At 70.4% G+C, this 20,285-nt stretch carries 9 protein-coding genes; 6 read left to right on the forward strand and 3 right to left on the reverse strand.

Annotated elements, in window-relative coordinates:
- Positions 1-148 precede the first annotated feature (148 nt).
- Both D187_RS44015 and D187_RS44020 read right to left on the reverse strand, forming a co-directional pair.
- Entirely contained in the window at positions 149-2,947 is a 2,799-nt protein-coding gene (locus D187_RS44015) for a M28 family peptidase (RefSeq protein ID WP_043434376.1), read from the reverse strand.
- A gap of 66 nt (positions 2,948-3,013) precedes the next feature.
- Complete coding sequence (locus D187_RS44020; RefSeq protein WP_002621098.1) at positions 3,014-4,036, reverse strand: hypothetical protein; 1,023 nt, start codon at positions 4,034-4,036, stop codon at positions 3,014-3,016.
- A 175-nt stretch (positions 4,037-4,211) separates the two neighbouring features.
- Between D187_RS44020 and D187_RS44025 the strand changes: the two genes are divergently transcribed.
- Positions 4,212-5,855, forward strand: a complete 1,644-nt coding sequence (locus tag D187_RS44025; RefSeq protein ID WP_002621099.1) for a VgrG-related protein — start codon at positions 4,212-4,214, stop codon at positions 5,853-5,855.
- Positions 5,856-5,992: 137 nt separating this feature from the next.
- Positions 5,993-6,724 (forward strand): class I SAM-dependent methyltransferase, encoded by a 732-nt coding sequence (locus D187_RS44030; RefSeq protein WP_002621100.1) that lies wholly within the window; start codon positions 5,993-5,995, stop codon positions 6,722-6,724.
- 25 nt (positions 6,725-6,749) lie between these two features.
- On the opposite strand, the gene D187_RS44035 is transcribed toward D187_RS44030, so the two are convergent.
- Entirely contained in the window at positions 6,750-7,526 is a 777-nt protein-coding gene (locus D187_RS44035; protein WP_002621101.1) for an enoyl-CoA hydratase-related protein, read from the reverse strand.
- 104 nt (positions 7,527-7,630) lie between these two features.
- Here D187_RS44035 and D187_RS44040 point away from each other — a divergent pair, with 104 nt between their 5' ends.
- The 4 genes from D187_RS44040 to D187_RS44055 form a co-directional block, all read left to right on the forward strand.
- A complete protein-coding gene (locus D187_RS44040) occupies positions 7,631-9,598 on the forward strand; it encodes a TIM44-like domain-containing protein (protein ID WP_043434378.1) in 1,968 nt (655 codons plus the stop codon).
- 338 nt (positions 9,599-9,936) lie between these two features.
- Positions 9,937-11,367, forward strand: coding sequence for an Ig-like domain-containing protein (locus tag D187_RS44045; protein WP_002621103.1), 1,431 nt, complete (start codon positions 9,937-9,939; stop codon positions 11,365-11,367).
- 142 nt (positions 11,368-11,509) lie between these two features.
- The gene (locus D187_RS44050; protein WP_002621104.1) at positions 11,510-12,376 is read left to right on the forward strand and encodes a hypothetical protein; all 867 of its coding nucleotides are present in this window, start codon (positions 11,510-11,512) and stop codon (positions 12,374-12,376) included.
- Between the two features lie 118 nt (positions 12,377-12,494).
- Positions 12,495-20,285 (forward strand): RHS repeat-associated core domain-containing protein (locus D187_RS44055; RefSeq protein ID WP_043434380.1); only part of this gene is annotated, 7,791 nt, incomplete at its 3' end.

The following is a 20,285-nucleotide window of genomic DNA, read 5'->3' on the forward strand; positions in this document are numbered from 1 at the left end:
TCGGGTTGACCGGAAATTGACGCCAGACGTCATAGACGCTTCAAGGGCGATAGGGAACCCCCACCACCCTCGTGGGCAGGTCCGCGAAATCCACGGACATCATCGCGTTGCACATCACCCAGACACCGCACGACGATTTTCCAACAACTCAGCGTCGCTGGCTCTCCTGGAACGTCACGGACAGCTTCACCTCCTGGCCCTCGCGCAGCACGACGGCGGTGACGGTCTCGCCGGGCCTGGCGACGTTGAGCGCGTACATCAAATCCTCCACGCTCCCCACGTCGTGGGTGCCGAGCCGGATGAGTACATCCCCTCGCTTCATGCCGCCCTTGTCCGCTCCCCCACCCGGCCGCACGCCCGCGAGCAGCACTCCGCGTGTGCCCTCGGGGGGCGCATAGTCCGGCACCGTGCCGAGCGAGGCGTTGAACGAGCGCATGTCCCCTGCGGGCGCGGGCGCAGGCACGTTGCGATAGGTGAGGCGCGCGGGCCTCGCGCTCACCTCGGCGGCCACCTCGGACACGATGAGCCCCACCTGCGCGAGCCCCGCCGCGTTGATGCGCGACGCGCTGTCGGACGGCTTGTGATAGTCGCCATGCGCCCCCGTGAAGAAGTGCAGCACCGGGACGCCCGCCGCGTAGAACGGCGTGTGGTCCGACGGCCCATACCCATCCCCCGAGCCATCACATTGCACGCGGGCCAGGGCGCACGCGGGCGCGAGCACGTCGCGCCACTCCTGGCCGGACTCCACCCCGAGCACCGCCAGGTGGTTGCCGCGCAGCCGGCCCACCATGTCGAGGTTGATCATCCCCACCACGTCCTTCATCGCGAGCCCCGCGGGCGGCGAGCGCGTCCACGCCGTGGAGCCCAGCACGCCCAGCTCCTCGCCCGAGAAGGCCGTGAAGTAGACGTCCCGGTGCAGCCGCTCCCGCTTCGCCGCGAGCAGCCGCGCCGCCTCCAGCAGGCCCGCCACGCCCGAGGCGTTGTCATCCGCGCCCAGGTGCGGCTCGTGGCTGTCGGGCGCCAGCGAGCCCCGTCCCCCCGTGCCCAGGTGATCATAGTGCGCGCCCACCACCACCACGCCGGAGGCCGCGCGCGCCTCGGGCGCCGCCGCGGGCAGCCGGCCCACCAGGTTCCACGCGTCCTTCTGCACCTTCTCGAGCCGCACCACCACCCGGCCGCGCACCTTCTTCTTCTGCTCGAGCTGCTGGAGCACGGGCTCGAAGCCGGCGCGCTGGAGGATGACGGCGGGCAGTCCCGCGTCCTGGGCGCCCTCGGGCCGCAGCGGCGGCAGGCGGGCCTCGGTGGGCGCGCCGTGGGCCCCCTTGGCCACGCCCGCGGGCCAGTCCACCACGATGAGCGCCCGCGCCCCCGCCTCCTTCGCCACCCACGCCTTGTGGCGCAGGTCTCCATAGCGGCGCTGCGCCTCGCTCGAGGCGAACGCGGGCTGGTCGGGAACGAAGCGCCGCACGACGACGATCTTCCCCTTCACCGCGAGCCCCGCGTAGTCATCCACGCCCAGCTCCTTCGCGCGCACGCCGTACCCCGCGAGCACCACGTCGCCGCTCACGTCCCCCTCGGCGGAGAAGCCCAGGGGCAGGAACGCCTCGTCCTTCGCCCGCAGCGCGCCCAGCTCCAGCGCCGTGCCAGCAGCGGCCTTCACCTCGGTGGTGACGGAGAAGCGCTGGCGGAAGGTGCCACCGTCCCCCGCGGGCACGAGCCCGAGCGCCGTGAAGCGCTGCTCGAGGTAGCGCGCCGCCTGCTCGAGCCCCGGCGTGTCCACGCCCCGACCGCCCTGCTCGGGGGCCGCGAGGAAGCGCACGTCCTCCATCACCCGATCCGCGGGCTGGGGCTCGGCCGTGGGGGCCGGCGCGTCGTCGTTCCACTCGGCGATGAAGACGTTGGTGTCCTGGCGGCCCGGCGCCGTCTCGCGGTTGGAGGAGAAGGCGAGCTGCTTGCCGTCCGGGGAGAACAACGGGAAGCCATCGAAGCCGGGCGCGGTGGTGATGCGCTCCAGGCCCGAGCCGTCCACGTTCACCGCCCAGATGTCGAACTCCCGCCCGCGCGCGTTCGGGTAGTTGGTGGAGAAGAGGATGCGCTCGCGCGTGGGGTGCCAGGACGGAGCGAAGGAGGCCACGTTCAGGTAGGTGATCTGCGTGGGGTTGGAGCCGTCCGCGTCGGCGACATAGAGCTCCAGCTTCGTGGGCCGCACGAGCCCCTGGGCCAGCAACGACTGGTAGTCCTCCAGCTCCTTGCCCGGCGCGGGCCGCGACGCGCGCCAGACGATCTTCGTGCAGTCGCGGTTGAAGAAGGCGCCGCCGTCGTAGCCGGGCGTGGAGGTGAGCCGCTTCACGTTCCCCCCGTCCGCGTCCATGCGGTACAGCTCCAGGTCCCCGTCACGCACGGACGTGAAGACGATGGAGCCATCCTTCGGGCACACCGTGGCCTCGGCGTCGTAGCCCGGCGTGCGCGTGAGGGGCCGCCGGTCCGAGCCATCCGCCCGGGCCTTGTAGATGTCGTAGCCCGCGTACAGCGGCCACACGTAGCCCTGACTCATGTCGGGCTTGGGCGGGCAGGCGGCGCCGGACTCGTGCGTCGAGGCGTAGATGACCTCGCCATCTCCCGGCAGCGCGTAGGCACACGTGGTGACGCCCTCGCCGCTGGAGATGGGCCGCGTGGCGCCCGTCTTCGCATCCAGCCAGTAGATGCGATCGCACTGCTGCCCCTCGAGCCGCGCCTGGAAGGTGAGCGCCTCGCCCGAGAAGGCCCAATACGCCTCGGCGTTCTCCCCCCCGAAGGTGAGCTGCCGCAACGAGCCCAGGTGCCCCTCCCCTTCCCGCGCGGGAAGCGTCTTGGACGGAGTGGACGAGGGCTCGCTGGACGGCGCGGGCGCGGAAGGCGCGTGGGTACAGCCCAGGAAGAACAGGACGCCGAGGGAGAGTCTTTTCATTCGAGGTGTCCGGAGTTGATTTTGATTATCACTATCGATTCCTCCGGACATGTCGAGCGAATTCAGCTAGTCGTGCTCGCTCTCGCAGTTCTTCTCGGCCTCCACGCGGAACGCGCCCTTCTTCGCGTCGCGCACGTAGGTGTGGCTCTGGGAGAAGAGCCCGGGACTGGTGAGGGACACGATGCCCTTGGCCGCGTCCGTCACCTTCCACTCCACCTGCTCGCCCTGGCCGCCCTCGGGGGTGAGCTCCAACACGTAGGCCCCGGTGCCCGCGCCGGGCTGGAGCTTCGTCACCCGGGCGCTCGTGCTCTCCTGCCCGAGTTGGATCTCCATCCGCGCGCCGTCCGGCTGGACGGTGAAGGCTCGGGTCTCGGCCGAGCAGGGCTTGTAGATGACGTAGCCCTTGCCCTTCTTCGTGAGCTCCACCCACTTGCCGGCGAGCGGCTGGAGTTGCTCGGCCTTCACCGCGGGCGGGGCCGCGGCGGCCGGGGCGGCCGTGCACTCGAGCTGGGTGCGCTGGAGCAATCCCGCCGTCGTCTTCTTTCCCTTGAAGCGCGCGGGCACCAGGTCCGGCTCGGTGGCGGGGAGATAGGCCTCCACCGTGTCGCCTTGCACCACGTACGCCTTGCGCTGGGTGTTGCCCTCGTCCGTGGCCTGGAAGTACACGCGCGGCGCGCTCACCTTGCACGACGCGGGAGGCGTGGCCGCCTGGGCGCGCGAGAACTCCTCACGGCCCGGCCACCCGGCGCCACAGCAACCCGGGTTGGCTCCCGTCAGCACGAAGCGTCCCGGCGCGACGTCCAGGCTCAGCTTGCCGGGCGCGAGGTCCGGACCCGCCAGCGTCCAGCGCGTGGCCGTCTTGCTCTTCACCACCAGGGTGCACTCGCACGTGCCCGCGCTGTCCCCCTGGGGAAACGAGCCCTGGTAGTGCACCAGCGTCTCGTTGTCGCCCTGGACGATGGCCAGCTTCCCACCCTCCTTCTTGTACACGCCCGTCACGTCCCCCGCCGGCTGCGCCCCCGCCGTCAGAGCGCCCATCCCCACCACCCACCCCACGAGTCCCATCCAGTGACGCATCGCATTACCCATCGGTTCGTTCTCCCATTCGGACCGCTCGGCTGGTGAGCCTATCGCCTCATCCACGCTCTCCGTGGGTGGTCCCTTTGAGAAATCGAGAGGAAACTTTCTCATCCAACGTTCGATGATCCTGAAAATCATCTCCACGGCCCCGGCGGGGACGTGGCCTGCCCAGGCGGAGTGGTCCATGACGGGAGTGAGTAACTACAAGGTTCGCTCGGGTGACACGCTGTCGGCCATCGCCGCGCGCTACCACACCACGGTCGCCGAGCTCGCCAAGAGCAACGGCATCAAGAACCCGGACAAGATCGCCGCCGGCCAGACCCTCAAGGTCCCCGACAACTTCGAGAGCAAGCCCCGCGCCTCCCTGCCCAAGGACGGTGACGGCGCTCCCCAGGCTCCCTCCCGGGGCGGCAGCTACACGGTCCGCGCCGGAGACACGCTGTCGGACATCGCCAAGAACCTGCACACCACGGTGTCGGCGCTGGCCAAGGCCAACCACATCCAGAATCCGGACAGGATCTCCTCCGGGCAGAAGCTCACGGTGCCGGGCGGCTCGGGCTCGACGGGCGGAACGACCGCACCCGCCGGCAAGCCCTCCAAGCCCTCCACCCCGGCCTCCAACGAGGCGCTGGGCAGCCTGAGCCGCAAGTACGAGGCGCGCGGCCCCGGCACGGTCTCCACCGGCAAGGGCGACCACGGCGGCGTGTCCTACGGCTCGTACCAGTTCGCGTCCAAGACCGGCTCGGCGAAGGCCTTCGTCGACTCGCTGCGCACCAGCCACCCGGACTACCACGCCGCGCTGTCCGGCCACGCCCCCGGCACCAAGGAGTTCTCCGCCGCCTGGAAGCAGCTCGCGGCCAAGGATCCCAAGGGCTTCGACAAGGCCCAGCACGACTACATCAAGGCCACGCACTACGACGTGGGCGCCGCGGAGATCAAGAAGGCCACCGGCCTCGACGTCAACCAGCGCTCGCAGGCGCTGCGCGACGTGGCCTGGTCCACCTCGGTGCAGCACGGGCCCAAGGCCGCCGACGACATCTTCAAGCGCGCGCTCGCCGGGCGGGATCCCGCCAAGGTGAGTGACGAGCAGCTCATCAAGGACATCTACGCCGAGCGCGGCCGCAAGAACGGCAGCGGCGAGCTGGTGTACTTCTCGAGCAGCTCGAAGGACGTCCAGCAGGGAGTGTCCAATCGCTACAAGAGCGAGTCCAAGGACGCCCTGGCCCGGCTGGCGCGCGAGGGCAAGGGCGGAGCGGCTCCGGCCGAGTCCGAGGGGGTGAAGCCCACCGGGGACGGCAAGGCGGCGAAGGTGAAGGTGCCCTTCTTCAGCCAGTTCGAGGGCGGCCACGGCTACACGCCGAGCGACACGGCGTGCTTCAAGGCGGCCACGGCGATGGCGAAGGCGGCGGGCGCCACGGTGACGGGGCCGGATCAGCGCATCCAGCTGGGCACCAGCGAGAACAGCAAGGGCCAGCTCAAGGTGAATCCCCAGAAGGCCGCCCAGGGACGCAACTACATCGACCAGCAGCTCAACGCGAACAAGCCCGTGGTGGTGGGCGTCAGCCACAAGGACGCCAGCTACAACGCGGACGGGCTGACGGACCACTTCGTCACCATCACCGGCCGGGGCAAGGACGCCCAGGGCCGCACCTACTACACCTTCCACGATCCGGGCACCCGCCACGCCAGCAAGGGCCAGGACACCAACCCCAACAACCGCTTCTATGTGGACGAGCGCACCGGTGGCCTGTACCGGCCGGGCTCGTCCGCCACGGGTGAGATCACCGGGCGCCACTACGACGTGGCCATGGTGCGCCCCAACGCCTGAGCGGTCGGACTCGTGCGGATCGGCGGGACCGAAATCCCCGCCGATCCGCCCTGAATCCCCGCTCTCCCGCGGCTTCGGCTCCCAGCGCATCCTCCAGCCACATCGCCCGCCTCCCGCGGGCCCTCCGAGGATGCATCATGGCCCACCAGCACTCCGACCCTTCCGTCCACCACATCGTTCCGGGTTTTGGCGCCGACCGCGCCGTCCACTACGACACCCAGGCGTCCGTCACCCTCGCCGGTGTCCAGGCGATGTACGAGCTCGGCGTGAGCGCGCTGACCGCCCAGCTCGACGGCCAGGACGCGGCGTCGCTGCTCTTCGTGGGAGTGGGCACGGGCGCGGAGTTGACGCCCTACACCCGCTTCGACGTGCCGGGCTGGCGCTTCACGGGCATCGATCCCTCCGAGGCCATGCTCGCCGTCGCCCGCAAGCGGCTGGAAGCCGAGGGGTTGCTCTCCCGGACGCACCTGCACGTGGGCGAGCTGCACACCCTGCCCCCCGGGCCTCCATTCGACGGCGCGCAGATGATGGGGGTGCTGCACCACGTGGAGGGCGAGGAGGCCCGGCTCGCGCTGCTGCGTGAGGTGACCCGGCGGCTCAAGCCCGGAGCCCCCCTCGTCCTGGGCTGCCGCGTCGGCATGGACCCCGAGCTGATGAACGTGGAGCTGCGGCGGTGGCGGGCGTATGGCCTCCCCCCGGAGTCGCTGGAGCATCGGCGCCAGGCCTTCGCGAAGATGCGGCCCATCGAGTCCGATGCCGCCTTGTTCGCGATGTTCGCCAAGGTGGGACTGGTGGCGCCGAGACCGATCTTCGTCTCGATCCAGTACAAGGTCTTCCTCGCGCGCTTCGAGCCCGGGGCCACGAGCTGAACCCCGGGCGGCGCGCCCTTGTGCCTCAGCGGCCCTTATAGACGGGCTTGCGCTTCTCGGCGAAGGCCTTGAGGCCCTCGAGCCGGTCCTCGGTGGCGAGCACCGTCTCGTAGTGCCGCAGCTCCAGCGCGAGCGCCGCGTCCAGCTCCAGCGACACGCCCTCGTCGATGGCGTGCTTGGCCGTGGCCACCGCCAGCGGCGCGTTCTCCACGATGCTCTCCGCGAGCGAATACGCCGTGTCCAACAGGTGCCCCTCGGGCGCCAGCCGGCCCACGAGCCCGATGCTGAAGGCCTCCGCCGCGTTGAGCCGCCGCCCGGTGAGGATGAGATCCTTGGCCCGCCCGGGGCCCACCAGCCGCGTGAGCCGCTGCGTCCCGCCTCCGCCGGGGATGATGCCCAGCTTCACCTCGGTGAGCCCCAGCTCGGCCGCGGGCGCCGCCACCCGCAGGTCACACGCGAGCGCCAGCTCCGTACCCCCGCCGAACGCCGCCCCGTTGAGCGCCGCGATGAACACGCAATCGCTCTTCTCGATCGCCCGCAAGGTGCGCCGCAACCCGTCCAGGAAGGCGCGCACCTCGGGCTCGCTCATGGTGCTCCGCTCCTTGAGGTCCGCCCCCGCGCAGAAGGCCTTGTCCCCCGCCCCGGTGATGATCACCGCGCGCGTGTCGTGCCCCTGAGACACCCGGCCCACCAGCGCCTCCAGCTCCGCCAGCATCGCCCGGCTGATGGCGTTGCGTCGCCCCTCGCCGTCAATGGTCCAGATCTCGATGGGCCCGCGTGCGTCGACCTTGAACTCCGCCATGTACCCCTCCCTGAAGACCGGCCCTCTACCGGGCCGCCACTCGGCCGCCAGCCTGCGGCGAGTCCTCGAACCTGACAAGGCGGAAACGGTTAGTGTTGGGGGTGATGCGAACCGCGCTCCCCAGCTCCCTCGTCCGCCGGGCTCCCTGGCTCCTCGCGAGCCTCGGGTCCCTGTTGCTCCTCCCCCTCGTGGCCGATGCCCGCGGCGGCGGGGGTGAGCACTACACCGCCCCCTCCCGGGACCATGACTCGGATGGCGGGGGTGGCGGCATTCCCATCTGGCTCATCTTCGAGCTCGTCCGGTTCACCTTCCGCTACCCGCACATCATGCTGCCGCTCATCGCGCTGTGCTGGGTGGGCTGGCACTTCTACCGCAAGAACCTCCACCCCACGGGCGCCACCCAGCGCGCACTCCAGCAGCGCGAGGCCGAGCATCGCACCACCTTCTCCTCCCGCGACGTGCAGGGCTGGGTCAACGCCCTGCGCCTCAAGGATCCTCAATTCGAGCCGCAAGCCCTGCTGGACAAGACGCGCCAGCTCTTCCTCCAGGTGCAGGACGCCTGGTTCCGGCGCGACATGTCCCCCGTGCGCCCCTTCCTCTCGGACGCCACCGCCCAGCGCTTCGACGTGCAGTTGCAGCTCTTGCGCGCCCAGGGCGTGCGCGACGCCATCACCGACATCCAGGTGATGGACGTGCAGCTCATCGGGCTCGACCAGAGCGAGTGGTTCGACACCGTGCACCTGCGCGTGCGCGCCCGGATGCGCGACAGCGACGTGCCCGCCACCGCCTCGGACGAGGAGGCCATCGCCGCCGCCCGGCGCGCTCCCCCCGAGGCCTTCACCGAGGTCTGGTCCTTCGTGCGCAAGCCCGGGGTGAAGACGCGCATCGGCGAGGATCTCTTCCAGGGCAAGTGCCCCAACTGCGGCGCCCCGTACAATGGCGGCGCCTCCAACCGCTGCGGCTACTGCGACGCCATCGTCAACTCGGGCAACTACGACTGGACGCTCTCGGAGATCACCCAGGGCATGGAGTACGTGCGCCACCACGCCCACGTGGACCACCTGCGCGAGGCGCGCGAGGCCGACCCCGCCCTCAACCTGCAGATCCTCGAGGACCGCGCCTCGCTCCTGTTCTGGAAGTGGGTGGACGCCCAGAGCCGCGCCAACACCCAGGGCCTGAACAAGGTGGCCGCGCCCGGGTTCATCTCCCGGCTCAACGAGGACACGGAGCAGTTGCGGCAGCGGCGCCTGCGCCGGGTGTTCCTCGAGTGCGCCGTGGGCGGCGTCACCACCCGGGGCTTCGACGTGGTGCCGGACGGGTTCGACCAGGCCCACGTCGAGGTGCGCTGGAGCGCGCGCATGGGCCAGGGGCCCGTGGACGGCAAGCCCCCCGCCCTGCCCACCGTGCCCCAGCGCTGGGTGTTCACGCTCGTGCGCAAGCATGGCGCGCGCACCAACACGGACAACGGCATGTCCACCTCGCGCTGCCCCCAGTGCAACGCGGCCCTGACGGACTCGGCCGCCATCTCCTGCGACTACTGCGGCACGGAGCTGGGCCGCGGCGAGCGCGACTGGGTGCTGGCCTCCGCCGACCCCTACGAGTCGTGGGATGCCCGCGAGCAGCGGCGCTTCGACGCGGCGCCTCCCCGGCCGCGGCGCGCCATTGCGCTCGAGGGCGTGACGCCGGTGGAGCCCGAACCCGCGCCCGCGCCCAGGCACGGGGATGACATCATCACCGACCCCCAGGAGCGCCAGCGGCTGCTCTACATGATGGCCGCGCTCGCCAGCGCGGATGGGCAGGTGGATCGCACCGAGCGCAAGCTGCTGGAGGACTGCGCCCGCCGCTGGAGCGTGCCCTGGAGCAACGTGGAGATGGCCATCAACGCGGGGCCGTCGCTGTTCACCCGGCTGGTGCAGCGCGGCACGCCCGAGGCCGAGGTCTTCCTGAAGAACCTCGTGGACATGGCGCTCGTGGACGGACGCATCGATCGCAAGGAGCGGCGGATGCTGGAGTTCGCCGCGGGCCACCTGGGCCTGCAGGACAAGCTCGCGGCGTTGCTCAGCGACCACTAACGGGAGCGGGGGGAACTGGCGCCAAGGCCACGGCCTCTCTCGTCACGACGGGGTCCGGCGAGCAGTTCCGTTCCTTCCGGCTGCCGCGAGCCCGCGCGGTGTAAGCACAAGGTCCAATATCCACTCCCCGACATTCCAGGTAGAGAGCGGGGCGCACGCTGGATGTCTCCAGCGGAGCCCAGTGTGCGTCACGGGATGCCTGGCGACCGCTCGAACCCAGGCGGCGCCGCCATCTTTGGGCACGACTTCGCCCCCCCTGGAGCCATCTGCCACGCCGTCGGAGAACCTGGCGTTCCGCGTTTCCATCGCACATGTCAGGCGTACCACGAGGAGAGTTCATGTCATGTTTGCTTTCGAGGTGGCTCGCAGCGCCAGCCACCGCATTGCGCGCCGGACTGGTGCTTGGACTGGTGGCCAGCACCCTCGCCGCTTGTCACAACGGATCGCCGGTGGCCCAAAACGACACCCGCGAGACGGCGGAAGACACGCCCCTCGAGGTGCACCTGCCGGCCAGCGACAACGGGGCACTCACTTTCACTATCGTCGACGCGCCGGACCACGGCACGCTGGGTGAGATCAGCGCCAACGGCTTCGTCACCTACACCCCCGGTGCCGACTACAATGGCGAAGATGCCCTCACCTTCCGCGCCACCAACCGCAAGGGCCAAAGCGCGCAGGCCACGGTGACCATCACCATCACGCCAGTGAACGACACGCCCACCCTCTCCTCGGTGGCCAACCAGAGCATCACCGCTGGCAGCTCGACCGGCGACCTGGCCTTCACCGTGGGCGACGTGGAAACCGCCGCCGACAGCCTCACGGTCACCGCCACTTCCTCCAATACCGACCTGGTGCCCAACGACCCCAGCCATCTCGTCCTCGGCGGCTCCGGCTCCAGCCGCACCCTCGACGTCGTCCCCGCCGCCAGCGCCAGCGGCTCCACCACCATCACCCTCTCCGTGAGTGACGGCTCCGCCACCACCTCCACCACCTTCGCGGTCGACGTCACCGGTGTTGCGAGCCTCTACTGGATGACTGCCGCCGGCTCGCTGTGGCGGGTGGACGTGAACGGCACGAATGCCCTTGAGCTCAAGACCGGCATCAGCGGGGGCTCTTCCGTCGCCACCGACCCGGTCACCCGTACCCTCTTCTACGTCCACGACAGCGTAATCGTTCGAGTGGACAGTGATGGGGCGAACCCGGTCGATATCGTGGCGAACGGAGGCTACCCCTCTGGGCTGGCAGTCGATTCGACGAACCGCAAGCTGTACTGGTCCGATTTCACCGGGCAACGGGTCATGCGCGCCGAGCTGGACGGCAGCAATCCAACGCAGGTCGTCGGCGGCATCGATAGCCCGTCCGCCCTCGCGTTCGATGTCCCGAGCGGCAAGGTGTATGTCATTACCTACAACAACACCAAACTCGTACGCTTCAATCTCGATGGTACCAACCTGGAGACCCTCGCTTCAAACCTGGGCGGCCTGGGCGTGGGCCTGGCGGTCGACTCGAGCGGCGGGAAGGTGTACTACTCGACCCGCGGCAACAGTATCTATGTCGCCAACCTGGACGGCTCCAACGCCACCGCCCTGGTGACCAACCAGACCACGGTGCACGGGATTGCCCTCGATGTCACGGCCGGGCGGCTGTATTGGGCGGATTGGCTGGCTCAAGTGATCCGGAGCGCCCATCTGGCCGACGGCACCGATCGCCAGGACGTGAACTCGGGCAGCAGCAGGAACCTGGGTCTGGCCTGGATGCCCGCGCCGTAGCCAGGAAGCGCTTCGCCACGGCGGAGCTGTACGTGCCCTGAGCGCACAGCCTCTCTGAAGGTTGCACTGCCCTTCAGAGGCCGGATCGAAAAATCGTCATTCACCCTTCACACACGCCGCCTCGGCGGCCAGGAGCCAAGCCATGCCCATTGCCGTTCGCCATGTCCACACCCAACCCTCCAAGACCGTGACGTTCGATTTCGGCGATCACAAAGTGCTCAGCTATACGGTCGGCCTCGCGTACTGGAGGTTGAGCTTCGACAACGACAACCACGTCCGCACCCTCAAGATTTCCCTCTCCCCCAACCAGCCGAACGCAACGCAGATCACCGTCAAGGTCAACGGGGAGATCCGGGACGACAGCGGGAACACCATCCACGTGGAGGAGAGTTCGGCGGAGGTCTGCTGCATCGCGGTCGTCGACACCAAAGACAGCAACGTCCTGCTCACCTCCGTGAACGGCATCTCCGCCGGCACGCAGTACGGCCCCATCGCGCTCCCGAGCTCGTCGCTCTCGATGGGCGCCGCCTTCATCTCCGGGTTCGAGCTCGGCTACGGCAGCGATAACCACGTGCTTTCGCTCGAGCTTTCGACGGGCTTCAACGCGAACGGCACCTCGGGCTACATCAAGGCCGACGCGTCGATGTCCGACTCCTCGGGCAACATGGCCACGACGGCGAAGCTCGACGCCGGCCTCCTCGCCACCAGCCTCAACCAGGACGGGGTGTACTCGGTCGCCAAGAACAACCTGCAGGCGAGCGGCACCACCGTCCCGGTGGAGTTCAAGGTACCGCTCTCCGATGCGGTGGTGCTCCTCCAGGACTACCAGGTGCGCTTCGCCAAGGACCACCACGTCAGGTCGATTGGTGGCGGCTGCGAGAAGTGGACGGTCGAGGGGAATACCGTCCGGCTGACCGCGCCGAAGGCCTTCATCAAGGATGACAGCGGGAACACCGAGTCGAGCAGCAGCTCCGTGTCACTCCTGGTCGTCGGCATCCCGAAGACCTAGGCGGCCTCCTGGTTCCTGCTGGACCCGGCCGGTGCCCCGCTACGCCGCGGGGCACCCTCTTCCCGTCCCGTGCCATCCGCGCGGCTCCCACCCCCTTCACGCCCGCTCGAGGCCAACCATGTCGTCGTCCAATCCCCCGTCGCAAAGCCAGCCCCCCGCCATCCGCACGTTCCAGATGGACGACAGCTCCGTCGGAAACCTGTCGAGCTCCGTCAACCTGTTCCGCGGGGACGTGAACCTCACCCAGAGCCTGTTCACCCTCCCGGGGCGTTCCGAGGGCAACGGGCTCGACGTGTCGTTGTCACTCCAATACCAATCCAACGTGTTCCGCGAGGCGACGACGTGGAACCGCGAGGCGCCGACGGGGGTGGTCGGCCTCGGCTGGAGTCTTCCCCTCACGTGGATCGAGGCGGTGTCCTCGGGCTCGCCGGTGCCGGGCACGCGGCAGTACGCGCTCTACGAGAACGGAGTGCCCAACACGCTGGTTCGCCAGCCGTGGGCCCCCCGCCTCTTCTCCGCCGACGCGGCCCTCGCTGGCGGCCTGGCCGACGGCAAGCCCGTCCCCGCCGCGCTCGTCGAGGCGTTCCACGCGCACGGGCTCCTCCTGTCGGCGGACGCCATCGCGCGGGGCGGCCATGGCACCTGGGAGCTCGTCGACGACACCCACGAGCTGCTCTACTCGCTCGAGGTGGGAGAGCGGCTGCTGGCGAAGGACGGCGGCGAGGCGTACCAACTCCAGAACTACCAGTTCTGGAAGATCCAGTACTACCCCCGCTACGAGCGTTGGGTGGTCACGAGCGACTCGGCGGTGCGGCGATCGTTCGGCGGCGGTGTCACGCGGGATGCGGCCGGCGCGCGCAGCGTGAACGAGACGGTGGCGTGGTCGGTGTGGTGGAAGGGACGCAACGGTGAGCCGCTCTGGAACGGTGCCTCGATGCGGACCGAGGGGCAGATCCAGGTGGCGCACGCCTGGTACCTCGGCCGCGTCACGGACCGGTTCGGGAGCTTCGTCACCTATGCCTACAACGGCTTCGAGCGGACCGGCGACGGTCTGATCCGCGGCTGTGAGCAGCGTGTGGGCGCCGGCGGGCTGCCGTACACCAAGGCCGTGTACCTGACCCGCATCACCGACGTGTTCGGCCGCACCGTCACGCTCGACTACGGCGACAAGCTGTGGAGCGCCGGGGACACGGCCCCGCGCGAGTACGCGGACCCGCACCGCGCCGTCCCCAGCGACGCCCCCGGTGCATGGCAGGACCGCTACGAGACGCGCTTCCTCGAGGAGATCTCCATCCAGGCGGCCGACGGCTCCACCCTCTTCACCTTCCGCTTCAACTACGATCCACGGCCGGGCGCGTCTGGCCGGGAGCGCGAGGTGGCCAACGTCACCGAGGCCACGGGCCCCCTCCGGGGAGACACGTTCAAGCGCTTCCTCACCGGCATCACCCAGTTCGACCAGGACGGCGTGGCGAGCCCCGGCCTCGTGCTCGACTACTACCTCGACGCCGCGGCGGAGCGCGGCCAGCCCGGGGCCCTCGCGACCCTCACCCAACCGGAGGGCGGCACCGCCACCTATACCTATACCCGCCAGGATCTCACGCGGTGCGAACGGCGCGCGGAGGCGAAGCGGCCGGACGCCGTCGGCAGCGGCTCGCCACGCGTCTACTATGGCCCGGACTACGCGGTCGTCACGTACTACAACCAGGCGAACGGCAAGCTCTCACTCCAGGTCTGGACCTGGGCGGGGTCGTGGCTCACATGGCAGCTCGACCCGGACGACGCCCTCCTCGACACGCGCGGCCTCGATCTCGACAGCCTCCAGGCCGTCGCCAATCAGGACTTCTTCGCGCTCACCTTCACGCGCACCACCCCGTCGGAGCGCGCCGTCTACGTCTTCGACCGTGACGTGGCGCGGCCCGGCCAGTGGCGCAGCGCCACCCTCGACGGGGTCACCACCGCGAAGAACGTCCCCACCCTCACGTGGCCGACGACCGGCGCCACCACGACCTTCGTGGGCGGCACCACCTGGCTCGCCGTGGCGCAGATGAGCGGCAGGACCCTGTCCGGCAGCTACGATCTGCTCACCTGGAGATGGACCACGCGGGCGTGGACGCGCGAGACGATCACGACCCCCCGCTACACATGGATCGCGGGCGGGGGGGAGTACCTCGCCACGTTGGATCTCGACGGCAAGCTGGCGCTCCGCTGGCTGGACAGTCTGCTCGTGTGGCAATCGGGGCCCGCGACCACGCTCCCCAGGCTTTCGACGGTGGACCTGGACAGTGTCGCCCTCGTGCCGGGCGCCTCGCTCGTGGCGGTGTCCAACCTGACCGGGAGCAACGATCAGGAGAACACCTACCGCGTCTGGGTGGCGCAGTGGACGGCGGCCTACGCGCTCGAGGTCCACGAGCTCGGCGAGTTCACCGACACCTTCGGGCCGGGCAACCCGCCCACCCCGTGGATTCCGGAGGTGATCGACGACACGCTCGTCGCCATCAACGGCAACCTCGCGCGCTTCGATGGCGCGGCGTGGGCGGTGAGCACGGCGCTCAACCCGGGCATGCCCGACGCGGGTCGCGATCAGCGCTACGCGTTCGGGCCCGACTACGCCCTCCAGGTCATCGTTCCCACCACTGGCGTCGGCGAGACCGTCGGGCAGGTGATGGCCTATGACCCGACGGGGGGTTGGAGGCCGGCCCCGGCCGCGTTGGGCCAATCGCTGCCGTCCCAGGATGATCGGGCGGACAACTGGCCCACGAGCGGCGGTGCCGACTGGGCGGTCGTCGGCCCATACGTGTACTTCCGTGGCACCGCGTCGGACTGGGGTGCCGTCGTGACCGCGCCGGCGGCAGCCAACCTGGATGCCCTCGTGAGCGCGGAGGGCTACGACTTCGACTCCGAGTCGCTCGTGGACCAGGGGCCGACCTTCCTGGCGTTCACCTCCGAGAAGGGGAGCTCGTCGCAGCGGGTCGAGGCGGTCGTGCTGCGAAACGGGCAGGTGGGCAAGCTCGAGCCGTTCCTCAAGGAGAAGATGGTCCGCGGGGAGGGCCCGGGCACCTCGCCCAAGGGGCCGCAGCTCTTCGCCACCTACCCCGGGGACGCCGTCGGCTTCGATGCGGCGACGACGGTGTACCTCCACCAGTACGCCGGGGACGCCTTCGCCGGTCCCATCGAGCACTACGCGGTCACCGGCCTCGACGTCACCGACGGCTATCAGGACGAGCTCCCGACGCGCTACGTCTTCGACACGGGCACCGCGGGCTGCGACCCCTTGGGCAACATCGTGAAGTACTTCTCCGCCCGCACCTGCTCGGGAACATCGGATGCGGCGAACCCCGTGAACGGGTGGGTGGACAGCACCTACCTCAACGGCATGGCGGATCAGACCGGCAACAACTACTACGACATGCTCGACGGCCTCCTGCTGCGCACGCAGACGCGCGACCGCGACGGCGTGCTGCTCGAGAGCACCGAGGCCACCTGGGTCGTCTACCAACAGGTCGCCTCCGACGTGCTCGAACCCGAGACCCTCGTGCTCCGCGGCGGTTGGGTGGTGCAGACGGTGGACACGCAGGTCATCAACGGTGTCACCAACACGAAGACCACCGTGTACGTACCGGAGGGCGCGCCCGGCTCCGCGACGGGCCAGCCGGTGACCATCTCGCTCCGGCAATATGGGGGCGAGGGCCAGGCGCAGACGTTCGTGCGAACCACGGTCCAGGGCGTCGCGGTCGATGCCGGTCTGGCCGCGATCCACGCGCTCACCGACCCCGCGCAGGAGACCAACACGGTCACGACCGACACGGGCACGGTCCCCGTGCAGGTCATGGCGACGACCTATGCCGGCTGGCCGAACGCCGAGGGGGTGCTCGTCGCCGTGGCCGAGGCGAGCTTCGGCCTGCTCGACGCGGCGGACGTGGCGTTCCCGTTCGCCGCCTACACACCGGGAGACAACCCGGCCGGATGGGCCCTCGCGGCGCGCACCACGGAGCGCACGGCCTATGGCCAGGAGCAGGAGAGCGTGGACGGCCTCGGCGTGCCGACCGCCACGATCTACAGCACCAACTGCGAGTTCGCCGTGGCACGCTCGTCCAACGTGCCGTTCGGCGGGCTCGCCTTCCTCGGCTTCCAGCCCTACGAGGACACCTCCCGCTGGACGCTCTCCGGCGTGGAGTATGAGGCGGACGACGCGCGCACGGGCATCCGCGCGGCCCGGCTGCCCGGCGGCGCCAACGCCTCCCTCGCCGTGACGGTGACGCCCGAGGCGCCCGAGGGCACGTACCTCGTCGGGGTGTGGGTGCGGACACCAGCCGGCTTCGCCGCCGACGCCACCACCGGCATCTCCGCGACCGTCACCGTCGACGGCGTGGCCGCCACGCCGGTCTTCGTGCCGCTGCCCGCCACGGACGGCGCGTGGCGCTACGTCACCGTGCCCGTCCCGCTCGGCGGCCCCCAGGTGCTCGGGGGCGCCGTTCCCGCGCCCGATCGGCGCTCCGCGGCCCGCCGCGCCCGCCTCGCCGCCCGTCCTCGCCAGCCGAGGACCCGCGTGACCAGCAGTGCCCCACTCGCGCCCCGCTCCGCCGCCACGCAGGCGTCGGTGGCGCTCGCCTTGTCGATCACGAACACCACCGCCAGCCCGGTGACCATCGACAGCGTGCTGGTGGGCCCCCTGGCCAACAGCCTCGTGAGCCGCACCTTCGACGAGCCGAGCCAGCAGGTCACGTCCAGTCAGGACGCGAGCGGCCGCACCACGCGCACGTACTATGACCGCGCCTTCCAGCCGACCGTCTCGGTGGGTGCCTCCGGGCAGATCAAGGAACTCACCCAGAGCTTCCTCTCGCGCCGGGGCAACGACGGCGTCTTCTCGCCAACGAGCCCCAACGCCGAGGTCACCCTGCACCCCGCCATCGGCGGCGTGCTCGAGACCTTCCGTGACGGCGACTGCTGGCGCGAGCGCTGGGACGCGTCCGCCGGGTGGGCGGCCGCGGACGGAGCCCTCGTGCACACGGGAGCCACCGCGGGGCCCGTCACCTGGCGAGGCACCGCGGAGGGGACCCGCGCGGTCTACTTCGAGCTCCAGGCGCGCGACGTGGTCGCATCCGTGTCCGTGGGCAACGTGACGGTCCGCTGGGAGGGCGGCTGGACGGCGTCCCAGGCGGGCGTGGCCTGGACGGCGTTGGCCACACCGCCCCTCGAGCAGCACTGGCTCCTCGTCGTCGGCGATGGCGTCGTGCTCTTCTTCGCCGGAGGCCAGCTCCTCTACAGTCAGGCGGTCCGCCCTGTTGGGGACACCGTGTCCATCACGCTCGCCGGGGAGGGCGCCATCCGCAACCTCTCCGTCCTCGAGGGCGTCCGCGTCGGCGTGTCCTACAACGACGCCGCCGGCCGTCAGCGTCAGGTGCAGCAGCTCCATGGCGCCGATAGCATCGTGGTCGGCCTCGTCTATGACGCGCTCGACCGCCAACTCGTGACGACGAAGGGCGCCCCCGGCTCGTTCGGCTCCGGCCAGCACCAGCCCATCTTGCAATACCGGCCCGGCTTCGTGGACGTGGAGGACTTCCTCGCGAATCTCTCCACCACCTGGGAGCTCAAGGGCGACGTCGCCGACTACTACCGGGGGCAGACCGAGGACGGCATCATGCGCTCGGACGACAAGGGCTACCCCTACCAGGGCACGCGCTACGAGGCCTCGCCCCGGCAGCAGTCGATCGAGCAGGGCAACCCTGGCAAGCCCTATGCGATCGATCTCTCGGTGCCCGAGGGGCAGCGCCAGACCACTCGGCTGCGTTTCGGCGCGAACGCGGCGGCGAGCCTCCCGGCCGGCCAGTACTTCCAGGACACGCTCACGAGCCCGGTCCAGACGCGGTCCGTGCGCCTGACCGATCAGCTCAGCCAGACCGTGACGAGCACCTACGTGTCGAACGTGGGGGAGGAGGTCTCGCGCACCTCGGGCAACCGGACCTACACGGCGGGCGTGTCCGGGCCCGTGGCCACGCTCCAGACCGCGCTCCCCAACGCGCTGGTGAGCGGGCCCCAGCAGGCCTCGAGCGCCTACGCACAGCGGATGACCACGGACGCCCTCCAGCGCACCGAGTCCCTTGCCGATCCCGACGCGGGGGAGACGCGGTTCGTGTCGGACGTGGCCGGGCGGCTGCGCTTCGTGCAGCCCGCGATGGATGCGGGCGAGCAGTGGTTCGTCTACTACAAGTACGACGCGCTCGGGCGCATGGTGGAGGAAGGCACCGTCTCGGCGGCGTGGGAGCCCGCGGCGCTGCGCCTGCGCGCGAACCAGCCCGACTGGCCGACCGAGGGCTCCACGGTCGCGGTCACGATGCGCTACGACGGCGATGGGGACGAGCCCACCCTCATCGGCAGGAAATGGAGCTCGGTGGCGAACAATCCCGGGGACGACGGGGACGTCACGGTCACCGAGGTGTTCGGCTACGACGACGACGGGCACCTCTCCTCGGTGCGCATGACACTCGACGGGCCCACGGCCGCCGACGGGACGGTCGCCTACACGTACGACAACCTCTCGCAGGTGGTCCGCGTCGATTTCCCCGAGGGAGCCCCGCTCGCGGCGGTCCACTACGCCCATGACGAGCTCGGGCACCTCGTGTCCGTCGGCACCGCCGCCGGCCTCGCCGACCTCGCGGCCTACGGCTGGAGCGCGGACGGCGCGGTGCAGCGGGAGGTGCTCGGGCAAGGCGCATGGACCCGGCGCGTCGACTACACCTCGCCCGGCCAGGTGGCCGCGATGACGACCACGTCGGCGGCCGGCGACCAGTCCTTCGCGCTCGCCTACGCCTATGACGCGGATGGCGTCGTGCGCACCCGCGGCGTGCGGTGGCGCTTCGCCGGCGAGGACGCCAGCCAGGAGGAGGTCTTCGGCTATGACGGTCAGCGGCGGCTCCTCACCGCGGCCGGCGCCACGCCGATGACCATCCGCTCCTACGATCCCAGCGGCAACATCTGGGAGGCCGAGGAGAGCGGCACCGTGGTGGCCACCCCGTGCGTCGGCGGCTCGGACCGTGTCGCGTCGCTCACCGTCGGGTCGGGGCCGGCCCAGCCGCTCACCTGGAGCGCGCGCGGCCAGCTCCTGGCGGGCGCCGGCCGCACGTTCGGGTACGACCGAGCCACCAGCATGACGACGCGCATCGAGGCCGGCGGCGCGCTCCGGCTCGCCTATGGCGGGAGCCAGCAGCGCGTGCTCAAGCGCCGCCGCGACGGCGCCGACAGCGTCTACTTCTTCGGCGCGGGTCTGGTCCCCGTGGCTCGGCGGGAGGGTGGGTCCTGGACGGTGCTCGTACAGGGGCCGTCGGGGCTGCTCGCCCTGGTGGGCGCGGCCACGCGCTTCGTGCTCCCGGATCCGGACCAGTCCGTGTGGGCGGTCGTGGAGGGCGCCACGCTCGTGGCCCGCTACGCGTACGCCCCGTTCGGCGGCCTCACGCTCGCCGAGGGGGACATGGCGGCCACGCCCTACCTCTTCCAGGGGCAGGAGTGGGACGCCGAGGTCGGGCTCTACAACTTCCGCGCCCGCATGTACGACCCGGTCCTGCGCCGCTTCGTGACGCCGGATCCGCAGCGGCAGTTCGCGAGCCCCTACATCTTCGCCGCGAACAATCCGCTCGGCATCACCGACCCCACCGGAGAGCTTTCGGTCGGGGCGCAGATCGGCATCGCGTTCGCCATGGTGGCGATCACGGCCATTGGCATCGGGCTCTCGCTCTTCACCGGCGGCGCATCGAGCGCGGCGGCGGGCGCGGCGAAACGCGTGGCGAAGGGCGCGGTGAAGGGCGCGACGAAGGGCGCGGTGAAGGGCGCGACGGCCGGAGCGGAGGGCGCGGCGGCCGGAGCGGAGGGTGCGGCGGCCGGAGCGGCGGGCGCGGCGGAGGGCGCGGCGGCGGCG

It is taken from the genome of Cystobacter fuscus DSM 2262, from assembly GCF_000335475.2.
Lineage (GTDB): Bacteria > Myxococcota > Myxococcia > Myxococcales > Myxococcaceae > Cystobacter > Cystobacter fuscus.

What these genes read in the sequence shown, in the direction of transcription:
- D187_RS44040 (WP_043434378.1), top strand. Translation starts at nt 7,631, where the DNA reads ATGCGAACCGCGCTCCCCAGCTCCCTCGTCCGCCGGGCTCCCTGGCTC.
- D187_RS44050 (WP_002621104.1), top strand. Translation starts at nt 11,510, where the DNA reads ATGCCCATTGCCGTTCGCCATGTCCACACCCAACCCTCCAAGACCGTG.
- D187_RS44045 (WP_002621103.1), top strand. Translation starts at nt 9,937, where the DNA reads ATGTCATGTTTGCTTTCGAGGTGGCTCGCAGCGCCAGCCACCGCATTG.
- D187_RS44015 (WP_043434376.1), bottom strand. Translation starts at nt 2,947, where the DNA reads ATGAAAAGACTCTCCCTCGGCGTCCTGTTCTTCCTGGGCTGTACCCAC.
- D187_RS44025 (WP_002621099.1), top strand. Translation starts at nt 4,212, where the DNA reads ATGACGGGAGTGAGTAACTACAAGGTTCGCTCGGGTGACACGCTGTCG.
- D187_RS44035 (WP_002621101.1), bottom strand. Translation starts at nt 7,526, where the DNA reads ATGGCGGAGTTCAAGGTCGACGCACGCGGGCCCATCGAGATCTGGACC.
- D187_RS44030 (WP_002621100.1), top strand. Translation starts at nt 5,993, where the DNA reads ATGGCCCACCAGCACTCCGACCCTTCCGTCCACCACATCGTTCCGGGT.
- D187_RS44020 (WP_002621098.1), bottom strand. Translation starts at nt 4,036, where the DNA reads ATGGGTAATGCGATGCGTCACTGGATGGGACTCGTGGGGTGGGTGGTG.